This window comes from Hyphomonas sediminis, assembly GCF_019679475.1.
GTDB classification, from domain to species: Bacteria; Pseudomonadota; Alphaproteobacteria; order Caulobacterales; family Hyphomonadaceae; genus Hyphomonas; species Hyphomonas sediminis.
The window spans coordinates 3,457,042-3,469,070 of the sequence record NZ_JAIEZP010000001.1; the positions used below are offsets into that span (position 1 = coordinate 3,457,042).

A 12,029-nucleotide genomic window follows, 5' to 3' on the forward strand; every position below is an offset into this window, starting at 1 on the left:
GCCCTCCGTCTGACCTGAAAAGCCTGACCTGACAAAGAAGGGCCTCGCACAATGACCCAAGTACTTCCCGTGATCCTGTGCGGCGGATCGGGCACACGCCTTTGGCCCCTGTCCACGCCGAACAAGCCGAAGCAGTTCCTGGGTCTGCTCTCCTCGGAAACCATGCTCTCGGCCACCGCCCGGCGCTTTGAATCCAGCCTGGGCAGCACCCGCTTCTCCAAGCCCGCCGTCATCGGCTCGGTGCGTCACGAAAGCCTTATCCGCCAGTCGCTGCCCACTGCGCGCCTCGTGCTGGAGCCGTTCGGCCGCAACTCGGCCCCGGCGGTCGCGGCCGCCTGTCTCGTCGCCGGCGAAGGGGCCCAGCTGGTCCTGATCCTTCCCGCCGACCATGACATCCGCGACACGCGCGCCTTTCACGCGGCGATCGACGCGGCCATTCCGGCGGCGCAGTCCGGCGCGCTGGTCACCTTCGGCATCTCGCCCACCCATCCGGCCACCGGCTATGGCTATATCAATCTCGGCCCCGGCGATGTCGTGCACGAGGTCCGCCGCTTTGTGGAAAAGCCCGATGCGGAAACCGCGCGCGGCTATCTCGCCGAGGGCAATTATGTCTGGAATGCGGGCATTTTCCTGTTCCGCGCCGATTACATGATCAAGGCGCTGGAACAGCACGCCCCCGCCATCCTTCCGGCCGTGCGCGCCGCCTTCCCGGCCAAGCCCGGACAGGTCGTCCAGCTCGACAGCGACGCCTTCGCCACCGCGCCTGATATTTCCATCGACCATGCCGTGCTCGAACATGCCGACAATATCCGCGTGGTGCCGGTCGATATGGGCTGGAGCGATGTGGGCGGCTATCGCGCGCTGTTCGACCAGCTTGCGCCCGAGCCATCGGGCAATGTCGCCGTGGGGCCAGTTCATATCCGCGAAAGCTCGGGCATCTATGCCCGCTCCGAAGGCCCGGCCCTCGCTGTCTCCGGTGTCAGCGATCTGACGATCGTGGCGACGCCTGATACAGTCCTTATCCTGCCGATGGGCGATGAAACGTCCGTCAAGGCGATGGGGGAACTCGTCCAGCGCCGGCGCGACCTGATGACCGTTTCGCGGGAAAGCCAGCTGCGCGCCCATTCCTGGCTGCAAAGCGCCTTCCGCACCTGGAGCAATGTCTCCTGGGATCACGCCAGGGGTGGCTTTGTCGAGCAGCTCAATCCCGATGGCAGCCCCGATTTTGCCGCCCTGCGGCGCACACGGGTTCAGGCCCGGCAGATCTTCAGCTTCTCGCGCGCCCTCTCGCTCGGCCTTGTCGAGCCCAAAGCAGCGCGCACGCTGATCCATGATGGCCTCGCCTATCTCAACGCCCATGCGCGCCATCCGGAAGGCGGCTTCGTCCATCGTCTGACCCCGGACGGTCAAGCCGAGGATTCCTGCCGCGATCTCTACGATCACGCCTTCGTCATCCTAGCCGCCTCGGAGGCCTACAAGGTGCTGGGCCAGCCCGGCTATCTGGACCTTGCCTGGGAAGCGCTGGCGTTCATCAACCGGCAGCTGCGCGCGGCTGAAGGCATGGGTTGGCACGAGGCCTACCCGATCAGCCTGCCCCGCCGCTCCAATCCGCACATGCACCTGCTGGAAGCCCTGCTGAACCTGCATGCTGCCACCGGCGACGCCAACGCCCTCTCCTCCGCCGACGAAATCGTAAACCTCTTCGAATCCCGCTTCTTCCTCACCGATGTGGACGTGCTGGGTGAAGCCTTCGATACCGGCCTCTATCCGGTGCAGCGCCATTCAGAGATGCATTTCGAGCCGGGCCACCATTATGAATGGGCCTCCCTGCTCGCCCTCTATGATCGCCTGCGCCACCGCGACACGCTCAGCTGGCGCCGCCGCCTCATCCGCAAGGCAGATCTTGTCGGCTGCCACCCGCAAAGCGGTCTGGCGATGAATGAAGTGCGTGCCGATGGCATGGCGCTCAACATGCGCCACCGCGTCTGGCACCAGCTGGAACGCCTGCGCGCAGTCATTCTGCATACGGAAGTGTCATTCCCCGGCGCGCCGGACCAGATCCTCGCCGCCATCTTCAAATACTATCTCGACGGCATGCCCGAAGGCACATGGCGCGATGAGGTGGATACAAGCGGCCAGCCCACCCGGCAGGAAATCCCCGCCAGCATTCTCTATCATTTCATCACGGCGTTCGAGATGCTGATCGAGCCAGGCCTGCCCGGCAGCTTCAAGACCGCGCCCACCACGCAGGGTCAGGTGCCGGCCACGGCATAATCCCGGCCCGTTGTGAAGGCGGTCGCCAGCTCGCTCACCGCCTCGCCCATCAGCCGGTCAGCGATCATCTTCGCTGTCACCGGTGCCAGCAGGATGCCATTGCGGTAATGCCCGGCGGCCACCAGCAGGCCGGGCGCTGCGGTTGGCCCAATGAAGGGCGCATGGTCGGGCGTGCCGGGGCGAATGCCCGCCCAGCTTTCGGTTACCGGCGCCTGCGCCAACGCTGGACACAGCTTCGCGCCTTCAGCCTTGAGGGTCGCGATGATTTCGTCCTCAGGCGTATCAATTGCGCGCCCCGGCTCCATCGTCGCCCCGATCACAACCTGCCCGCCCCTTGGCACCAGATACACATGTCCCGATCGCACAACCCGCGCCGGCGCGCCCGGCACGGCGGCCACCGACAGCATCTGCCCGCCAAAACAATCGATATCGTCGAGCGCCACATCCCAGTTCACAAGGCTGCGGAGGCTGCCTGCTTCGTCCACCTTGATCGTCGCCGTCTCCCAGCCTGCCGCCACGATCACCGCGTCATAGCCGTCCAGCACGATCCGCCCGTCACGCGCTTTCAGCGGCGCAGGCCCTTCGACGAAACTCGCGCGCGGGTTTGCTTGCAGCGCCGCCAGCAGCGCCGTCACCGTCCGCCGGTTATCCACCCGCGTATCGGTTTCCAGCTCCAGCCCGCCCAGCACATCGCCGGAAAGCGAAGGCTCCAGCCGGGCCAGCTCGCCCGCGTCCAGCTTCCGGTGGGCCACGCCGCGCGTGGTCAGCACGTCGCTGATCGCCGCCAGATGGGCTGCTTCGCCCGCGTCCATCGCCACGGCCAGCGCCGGGGCGGGCTCAAAACCGGAGGGTAGGCCCGACAGGCGCTCGATGTCTGCGGAAAATTCCGGCCACAGGTCCGCGCTCTCAAGGCAAAGGTCGAACAGGCGGGGATGTACCCCGGCTTCTGCGGCTGCCTCGAAGGCGGGCGCAATCATGCCGGCCGCCGCCCAGCTTGCCCCGCGCCCGCAGGGGCGTGTGTCAAACAGGGTTACCCGTGTCCCGCGCCGGAACACCAGTTCAAAGGCAATGGAAAGACCGATGATGCCCGCGCCGATAATGGCAACGCGCGGCGGAGACAGGCTGGCTCTGGAAAATCCCTTGAACATCCGCGCCTTCTAGGCGCCGTCGCTCAATACGGAAAGTGGGCGACCCGCAGGCCGGTCTCTGTCAGGCAGAAAGCGCAGAAGGCCTCCGCCATCTCGGCGCTCTGGAAGATCAGCTGTTTCAGGCGTTCGCCCGCCGGGTTCAGAACGGTGCGCACCATCAGGTCCAGCGCCGAAGCATCCCCATGCCCGAGCGCGTCCTGTTTCTCGACGAATGCGTCAATCGCAGCCGCAAGAAGCATGTCGTCATCCGTAGATGCTACATCGAAGTCGACGATGACATCTGTCATTTCCACCACCCGTCTATTCGTTACCCAATTCTTAACAAAGGGCACTCAGCCAACCAAGTTCTTTCGCTCCTGCAAAAAGCCTGCCATCCTGCTTTGGTTCCTTGCCGGAGGCGGAAATCCCTGATTCCACGCCTGCCTGAACAAAATTTGGGCAAAAGGTCGCGATATCGGCAATTGCAGGCCTGCCGTAAACAACGCCCCCTTTTCCCGACTTTCCTGAGGACGCTGCCCCATGATCCGCCTAGTTGCTGCTGCCGGCCTGGTTCTAGGCCTCGCCGCTTGCGGGAAACCGGCTGCGCCCACCGCGCCCGAAGCGCCCGCTGCGCCAGCCGCCGCGGCTGAGCCGCCTGCCGAAATGCTGCCCGTCCTCACCGTCTATTCCACCCGCTCCTCAGACGCCGACGCCGAGGTCTATGCCGCCTTCGAGGAAGCCGCCGGCGTTCGCATCGAAGTTATCGACGGCGCCGCCGCCGATCTCTTCCGCCAGATGAAATCGAAGAACGCCGCCTCCCCGGCGGGTGTGCTGATCGCCACGGATGCCGGCACGCTGCTGCCCTTCCAGGAGGCCGGCCTCCTCCAGCCTATAGGCTCGGATAAGGTTACCGGCGCCATTCCCCCTGCGCTGCGCGAAAAGGACAATTACTGGGTCGGCCTCTCCCGCCGCTACCGGGTCGTGGTCTTCGATCCCCAGGTCGTCTCTGTCGATGAGGTCGATACCTATGAGGATCTCGCCGACCCGCGTCTGATGGGTGAGATCTGTGTGCGCTCGGGCACGTCGATGGCAAACCTCTCCCTGCTCAGCGAGTTGATCATCCGCAACGGCGCAGACTATGCCGAGGCCTGGGCGCGCGGCGTCGCCGCCAATTTCGCCCGCAGTCCCGATGGCGGCGACACGGCCCAGATCGATGCGGTCGTCAGCGGCACCTGCGCCGTCGCCCTCGTGAACCATCACTACTGGGTCCGCCTGACCGACGGCTCGGCCGAGGACCGGCTGAAGGCGGCCAAGACGCAGATCGTCTTTCCCGACCAGAACACCACCGGCACCCATCTCGATGTTACCGCCGCCGCGCTCGCCGCCGGCGCGCCGGACACGGAACTGGCCGTACGCTTCATCGAGTTCCTCGCCAGCCCCAAGGGTCAAACCTTGCTGACTGCCCGCTCCAAGGAAGTGCCCGTCGTACGCGGCACACCGATGCCGTCCGGCATGGAAGACCTGACCGGGTTCAAGGAGAGCGACCTTCCGGTCTCCAACCTCGCCGCGCATCTTTCCGAGGCTGAGGCCCTGTTCCGCCAAACCGGCTGGGAATGACACGCTGCGGCACCGATCTGCCGCAAAATGACATCAAACGTACTCAAAATGACACGGTCGTACCCCGAAATGTCACGCATCGGCATGGCCTGACATTCAGGTTCGCGTCAGGATGTATCTGACAAATCAGTAACGCCGCATCCGGCACCTCGCCATACGCATGCCAAAGGCATAGGCTATGAGCGATACTCCAGAACCACAGGAGGCGCAGCTTGGCGCATAGACTGATCCGGATCGCCGCTGCTGCAGCAACCACTGCAGTTCTGGCCTTCAGCGCGTCGGCCCAGAGCCTGATCCGCGACGCGGAAATCGAGGAAACCATCCGCGAGTGGACCGATCCTATCCTCGACGTCGCCGGCCTCGTCCCGGAAGATGTCGGCATCTACATCATCAACGACCCGTCCCTGAACGCCTTCGTCGCCAATGGACAGCGGATCCACATCCACACCGGCCTGATGATTGAAGCCGAAAATGCCAATCAAATCAAGGGCGTGATCGCGCACGAGACCTGCCACATCGCCTGCGGTCACACTGTTTCACGCTCCCGTGCGGCAGGCGTCGCCATGCGCCCGGCCCTGCTCTCCATCGGTCTCGGCCTGCTCGCCATCGCGGCAGGCGAAGGCGGCGCCGGCGCCGCCCTCATTGGCAGCTCGCAGCAATTTGCGGCCCTCAACTTCTTTACCCACACCCGCGCCGAAGAAGCCTCCGCCGACGCCCATGCCGTGAAATACCTAGCAGCTCTTGGCCAATCGCCCGCCGGGATCGTCCAGTTCTTCGAAAACTTCCGGTATCAGGAAGTCATGTCGGAAGCCCGCCGCTACCCTTATTTCCGCGCTCACCCACTCGCCGCAGACCGTATTCGCGCCACCCGCGCGCTGGCCGAAAGCACTGGCCTTATGAATGTAGAGCCGACCGAACGGGAAGTGAAACAATACCAGATGCTTCGGGCAAAACTCGTTGGATTTCTGGACTCTCCGCTGAAAGTGCGCCGCGATTATCCCGCCAGCGACACCAGCGAGCCAGCCCGCTACGCCCGCGCTATCTCGGCCTACCGTGCCGCCGACATCCAGTCGGCCATGAAGGACATCGAATCCCTCATCGCAGAGGAGCCGGAGAACCCGTACTTCCACGAGCTGAAAGGCCAGATCCTGTTCGAAAGCGGCCGTGTCGCTGAATCGGTGGCGCCCCACAAGCGCGCCCTGGAACTGAAACCCGGCCAGCCTCTACTGCTGATCAGCTATGCCCGCTCGCTGAACGCGCGGGATGAGGAAGGCGATGTGGCCAGCGCCGAATCCGCCCTGCGCGACGCGCTCGTTGCCGAGCCGGACAACGCCTTCGCCTGGGCCCAGCTCGCCATCACGCTGGAGAAACAGGGCCGCCGCGCCGAAGCCCAGCTGGCAACCGCTGAGTCGGCCTATTGGGTCGGGGATATCGTACGCGCCAACAGCTTTGCCCGCCGTGCTGTGGACCAGCTGGACCGGGGCACGCCGAATTTTCGCCGCGCCGACGACATCTTGCTGATCACCGACCCCAACAACCCGGAAAACCGTGAATATTATCAGCGCAGTGGCCGCGGCCAGCGCCTGTCGCTGGAGGTCTCCGGCCGGGACATGCCCTTCGGGGACTTCTCGAACCGCTAACGCGCCCTGCGCGCCTCGATAAACCCTCTGTGAGCACGGGTGGACGCAAGCGGCCGGCTGCCTATAGTCCGGCTGCTCAATCTGAGGATATTTGCCAATGAACCGATCTCTCCGCCTTTCCCCGCTTCTGGCGCTTGCTGTTTCCGGCCTCGTGCTCCTGCCGGCCTGCGCTCAGGGGGGCAGCAAGCCCGACAAGGCGGAAATCGAGAAGATCGTTGAGGAATACATCCTGGCCAATCCCGAAATCATCGAGCGGGCACTGGTCGCGCTGACCGAAAAAGAGCGCCAGGCGCAGGCCGATGCCACGAAAGCCGCGATCGCCGACAGCAAGGACGCCCTCTACAACCATGCCGGCGACTACTCGATCGGCCCGGCAGATGCCCCGATCACAGTGGTGGAGTTCTTCGATTATCGCTGCGGTTACTGCAAACGCTCCGCTGCCTGGACGACCAAACTGCCGGAAACTTATGACGGTCAGGTCCGCGTCGTATTCAAGGAATACCCGATCTTTGGCGGCATCAGCGAAACTGCCGCCCTCGCCGCCCTCTCTGCCGGGCGCCAGGGCAAGTATCTTGAGCTGCACATGGCCTTCATGAACCTGAAGTCGAATGATGAGCTGACCGAGGAGAAGATCGACGAGCTGGCACTCAAGCTCGGCCTCGACGTGCAGCGCCTGCGATCCGACATGAAGTCTGACGCCGTGAAACAACAGCTCGCAGAGATGCAGGCTCTTGGGCGCAAGCTAAACGTTGGCGGCACACCGGGCTACTTCATTGGCGACCAGGCCGTTGAAGGCGCAAACTTCCCGAAGATTGAAGAAGCGATCCGCGCCGACCTCGAAGGTTGATTCAGACCTTCGGCGCCTGCCCTGCCAGCAGCGTATCAAAATAGGCGATGGTCTTCTTCAGGCCATCGTCCAGCTTGATCGACGGCTCCCAGCCCAGCACTGCACGCGCCTTGGTGATGTCCGGCTGGCGCTGCTTGGGATCATCCTGCGGCAGCGGCCGGAATACCAGCTTCGACTTCGACCCCGTCAGGGCGATCACGCTCTCGGCCAGCTGGCGGATGGTGAATTCGCCCGGATTGCCGATATTGATCGGGCCGGTCACCTCGTCGCCCGTCTCCATCAGGCTGATCAGGCCGCGCACCAGATCGTCGACATAGCAGAAGCTGCGCGTCTGCAGCCCGTCGCCATAGAGGGTGATGTCTTCCCCCTTCAGCGCCTGGACGATGAAGTTAGACACGACGCGCCCGTCATTCGGGTGCATCCGCGGGCCGTAGGTGTTGAAAATACGCGCAACCTTGATCCGCAGGGCGTGCTGGCGGTGATAGTCGAAAAACAGCGTCTCGGCGCAGCGCTTGCCCTCGTCATAGCAGGAACGCGGGCCAATCGGGTTCACATTGCCCCAATACTCTTCCGGCTGGGGATGGACGACCGGATCGCCGTACACTTCGGATGTGGAGGCCTGCAGGATCTTGGCCTTCACCCGCTTGGCAAGGCCAAGCATGTTGATGGCGCCATGAACGCTGGTCTTGGTCGTCTGGACGGGGTCAAACTGATAGTGCACCGGGCTCGCCGGGCAGGCCATGTTGTAGATTTCGTCCACCTCGACATAAAGCGGCAGGCACACATCATGGCGCATCAGCTCAAATCGGGGATGGCCGATCAGATGGGCCACATTCATCCGGGTGCCGGTGAAGAAGTTGTCGACGCACAGGACGGTTGCCCCCACTTCCAACAGCCGTTCGCACAGGAAAGACCCGATAAAGCCAGCGCCGCCGGTGATCAGAACCCGCTTCTCAAGATGCATGTCTCAATTCTTTCCTGTTCAGGAATCCGTAGTAGCGGCTGGGCAAAAGAAGTGAAGTGGCCAGGCGCAACTGCGCCGGATTGTGCGCCGGGGTCTTGAAGGGCGGCGCCAGTTACACGACAAGGCGGAACATCTGACAGGCGCGCCGGAGACCCCAAGCCTTGACCCCAGAATCCGATCTCGACATCGCCCGCAACGTCATTCGGACCGAGCGCAACGCGCTGGAACAACTCGAAGCGTCGCTCGGCCAAAGCCTTGTAGACGCTGCGAACCTGATCCTGGCGACAGATCGCCATGTGATCGTCGCCGGCGTCGGCAAATCCGGCCACATTGGCCAAAAAATCGCTGCGAGCCTCGCCTCGACGGGTACGCCGTCCTTTTTCCTGCATCCGACTGAAGCCAGCCATGGCGATCTTGGCATGATCGTGCCCGGCTCTGTCGTTATCGCGATCTCCTACTCCGGAGAGAGCCGCGAGCTGATCGACCTGCTGCGCTATTGCAAGGGCAACAATATCCCTCTGATCGGCATGACGCGCGCGGCAGAATCCTCCCTTGGCCGCTTCAGCGATGTGCTGCTGGAAATGCCGAGCGTGCCGGAGGCCTGCCCCAATGGCCTGGCGCCCACCTCCTCCACCACAATGGCACTGGCGCTTGGCGACGCGCTGACCATCGTCCTGATGGCCCGGCGCGGCTTCTCGCGCGAGGATTTCGGCTCCCGCCACCCAGGTGGCAAACTTGGCCGGACACTTCAGACAGCGGGCGACTATATCAGCGAGCATAAAGACGCCCTGCCGCTGGTGGATACCAGCGCCAGCTTCGAGCAACTGATCATTGCCATTTCCGAAGGGCGCAAGGGCTGCGTCGGCGTGGTGGATACCGACGGCAGGCTGATCGGTATGGTAACCGATGGCGATCTTCGTCGCGCCATGCTGGCCGGACGCACAGGCGCGGGTACACAAGAAGTGATGACCGCCAATCCGCGTACGCTTCAGCCCGATGTACGGATGATGACGGTGATCAAGAGCTTCAGCGAGAACCGCATCTCCAACGCCTTTGTGGTCAATGAAAACGGCAAGCCCCTCGGCCTGGTCGACATGAAAGATCTGTTCGCCGAAGGCTACGTCTAAGGCCGCGCTACTGCAGCCTACTCTTCACCGGGAACGTTTCCGCGTAGGGATTTGATCTCGCCCCGGCGCTTCTTTGCATCGATCCGGCGGCGGATACTGCCCTTGGTCGGCTTTGTGGCGACGCGCCGTTTGGGCGGAATGGACGCCTTGAGGATCATCTCGCTGAGCCGGGCGCGCGCTGCGGTACGGTTCTGGACCTGGCTGCGATGCTCGCTGGCCTCCAGGATGAGGCGACCATCTGCCGTTATCCGGCTGGCATAAAGCTTCTGAAACCGCGCTTTGATCGCAGCCGGCAGCGATGACGCCTCGACATGCCATGTCAGCTGCACCGCGCTCGACACCTTGTTCACATTCTGGCCGCCGGGGCCGGAGGCACGCACAAAGGCTTCCTGCAGCTCCCATGCGGGCACCGTGATCACATCTGAAACCCTGAGATCGCCGAATTCCGCCATTTGCCGATTCCTGAAGCGCGTGTTCAGGCCGAGTTCAGGCAATCACCGGCACAAATCAACCGGCAATGCTGGAAATCCCAGCTTCCTGCCCGACAGGACAAGTCCTGAACGGCCTACGCCAGATGGAGCAAGCGTCATGCGCCTGAGCAAAACTCTTACCCGCATCATCGCGGCAACCACCGCTGCAAGCATGATGGTCGCGCCGATGGCTTATGCAGACCGCGACCATCGCGGCAAAGGCCGGGGATATGAACGTGGTTACGACAGAGGATATGACCACGGCCACAAACGTCACCATCGCCGGGATCATTCCTACGACCATCGCCATCATTACAAGCCGAGCTACCATTATTCGCCGCCCCGCGCCTACTACGCCCCGCCGCGCAGTTCTGTAACGGTCACGTATGGATACAGCTACGGCCCCCACTATTACCGGGGATACACTCCACGCTATGCCGTCGGCGGATATTATGGATATGCGCCGCGGACGGTATATATCAACGATTACAACACGTACGGCCTGTACGCGCCGCCCAGCGGCTATCATTGGGTTCACGACAGGGACAATGGCGACGCCATTCTCGCATCTGTCGCAACGGGCGCAATTATCGGCCTCGTGGTCGGCGCGCTCGCTAACTGAAACAGGTCCGCCTCTCATACCCCTGAAGCGAGGCAGCACACCCGGCCCGGGATTCTCTCCGGGGCTGGGTGTTCGTTTTTTGGCCGCGTGCGGAATATTCCGCGCTTCACCACGATGTTAACTTAACTTTGTCGCAAATCATGCTTAGCTTGCAATTGCGCCGGATAGTCCAGCGCCAAAGTACGTGCCTGCAGCACGCCTGAAAGGAGGTGATCCAATGTCGAGTGAGAAACCAGGTGAGGCCGTTGGGTCTGTATCCTATGGTGTCTGGCTGGAGCAGCCTCCAGTCAGCGCCTAGAGATGCAGGTAGGGCGCTGAAACGCGCTCCGATCTGACGGGCCCCACGGGGCTCACGGGAGCCGCCCTTCGACAGGGCGGCTTCTTTGTATTCCGGATCGGGAAATTGGGTGAGAATTGAGGTTCGCCTCCCCGCCAATTTCCGCTAACTAGCCCACTTGGAAAAGTATTCGGAGCAACCAGACATGTCGGCATTGACCCACAAACCCACAGGCTGGACGATTGGCGGCAAGGGCCCGCTGGCAGTCATGGCGGGGCTCAATGTTCTGGAAGACGAGGGACTTGCGCTCGAAATCGGCACCGAACTCAAAGCGATCTGCGCCCGTCTCGGCCTGCCCTACGTATTCAAGGCCAGTTTCGATAAAGCCAACCGATCTTCCATCAAATCCTATCGCGGTCCCGGCCTCGAAGACGGCTTGAAAATCCTCACCGCCGTGAAAGCGAAACTCGGCGTGCCGGTCGTGACCGACCTGCACGAACCAGGCCAGGCTGACGCCGTTGCCGCAGTCGCCGACATTCTGCAGCTGCCGGCCTTTCTGGTGCGCCAGACCGACCTGGTAGTTGCAACCGCCAAGGCGGCTGCACGGGAAAACGCGCTGATTCAGGCCAAAAAAGCGCAATTCATGGCCCCCTGGGACGCCAAGAATATCCTGACAAAAATTGCCGAAGTCGCGCCGGATACCGGGGTCATCCTCTGCGAGCGGGGCGTGAGCTTTGGCTACAACAATCTGATCGTCGACATGCTCGCCATCCCGGAAATGAAGAAGCTGGGTTGCCCGGTTACAATCGACGCGACCCATGCGGTCCAGCTGCCCGGCGCCGACCCCAGAACAAGCGGCGCCTCCACGGGCGGCCGCCGCGACGGCGTTGCGATCATCGCGAAATCCGCCGTTGCCGCCGGGGCCGACGGCGTGTTCCTCGAGTTCCATACCGATCCCGACAAGGCACTCTGCGATGGGCCGAGCTGCCTGCCGCTTTCCGGCGCCGAGGCATTGCTTTCCACGCTGAAAACCGTTCACACGGCCGTAAACGGTTGATCCCTGC

General features: G+C 63.0%; 11 protein-coding genes. 7 read left to right on the plus strand and 4 right to left on the minus strand.

The annotated features are described in order from the left end of the window. Positions 1–51 precede the first annotated feature (51 nt). The gene (locus K1X12_RS16665) at positions 52–2,274 is read left to right on the plus strand and encodes an AGE family epimerase/isomerase (RefSeq protein WP_220988719.1); all 2,223 of its coding nucleotides are present in this window, start codon (positions 52–54) and stop codon (positions 2,272–2,274) included. On the opposite strand, the gene thiO is transcribed toward K1X12_RS16665, so the two are convergent. Next, positions 2,253–3,422: a glycine oxidase ThiO gene (gene thiO / locus K1X12_RS16670; RefSeq protein WP_220988720.1), complete on the minus strand. Its 1,170-nt coding sequence runs from the start codon at positions 3,420–3,422 to the stop codon at positions 2,253–2,255. The genes K1X12_RS16665 and thiO overlap by 22 nt on opposite strands. Before the next feature lie 23 nt (positions 3,423–3,445). Further along, positions 3,446–3,709 carry a hypothetical protein gene (locus tag K1X12_RS16675; RefSeq protein ID WP_220988721.1) on the minus strand — a complete coding sequence of 88 codons (264 nt, stop codon included), beginning with the start codon at positions 3,707–3,709 and terminating at the stop codon, positions 3,446–3,448. 232 nt (positions 3,710–3,941) lie between these two features. On the opposite strand from K1X12_RS16675, the gene K1X12_RS16680 reads away from it, so the two are divergent. The 3 genes from K1X12_RS16680 (at position 3,942) to K1X12_RS16690 (ending at position 7,505) form a co-directional block, all read left to right on the plus strand. Beyond that, on the plus strand, positions 3,942–5,018 hold the full coding sequence (locus K1X12_RS16680; protein ID WP_220988722.1) for an extracellular solute-binding protein: 1,077 nt from the start codon (positions 3,942–3,944) through the stop codon (positions 5,016–5,018). A 212-nt stretch (positions 5,019–5,230) separates the two neighbouring features. After that, positions 5,231–6,658, plus strand: coding sequence for a M48 family metalloprotease (locus K1X12_RS16685; protein ID WP_220988723.1), 1,428 nt, complete (start codon positions 5,231–5,233; stop codon positions 6,656–6,658). 97 nt (positions 6,659–6,755) lie between these two features. Beyond that, entirely contained in the window at positions 6,756–7,505 is a 750-nt protein-coding gene (locus K1X12_RS16690) for a DsbA family protein (RefSeq protein WP_220988724.1), read from the plus strand. A 1-nt stretch (position 7,506) separates the two neighbouring features. On the opposite strand, the gene K1X12_RS16695 is transcribed toward K1X12_RS16690, so the two are convergent. Further along, positions 7,507–8,469, minus strand: a complete 963-nt coding sequence (locus tag K1X12_RS16695; RefSeq protein ID WP_220988725.1) for a UDP-glucuronic acid decarboxylase family protein — start codon at positions 8,467–8,469, stop codon at positions 7,507–7,509. Positions 8,470–8,630: 161 nt separating this feature from the next. Here K1X12_RS16695 and K1X12_RS16700 point away from each other — a divergent pair, with 161 nt between their 5' ends. Further along, the gene (locus K1X12_RS16700) at positions 8,631–9,596 is read left to right on the plus strand and encodes a KpsF/GutQ family sugar-phosphate isomerase (RefSeq protein WP_220988726.1); all 966 of its coding nucleotides are present in this window, start codon (positions 8,631–8,633) and stop codon (positions 9,594–9,596) included. Positions 9,597–9,613: 17 nt separating this feature from the next. Here the strand turns inward: K1X12_RS16700 and arfB are convergent, their stop codons facing one another. Then, entirely contained in the window at positions 9,614–10,048 is a 435-nt protein-coding gene (arfB, locus tag K1X12_RS16705) for an alternative ribosome rescue aminoacyl-tRNA hydrolase ArfB (RefSeq protein WP_220988727.1), read from the minus strand. 136 nt (positions 10,049–10,184) lie between these two features. On the opposite strand from arfB, the gene K1X12_RS16710 reads away from it, so the two are divergent. Beyond that, a complete protein-coding gene (locus K1X12_RS16710) occupies positions 10,185–10,688 on the plus strand; it encodes an RcnB family protein (RefSeq protein WP_220988728.1) in 504 nt (167 codons plus the stop codon). A 482-nt stretch (positions 10,689–11,170) separates the two neighbouring features. Beyond that, a complete protein-coding gene (gene kdsA / locus K1X12_RS16715) occupies positions 11,171–12,022 on the plus strand; it encodes a 3-deoxy-8-phosphooctulonate synthase (RefSeq protein ID WP_220988729.1) in 852 nt (283 codons plus the stop codon). Positions 12,023–12,029: the final 7 nt, after the last annotated feature.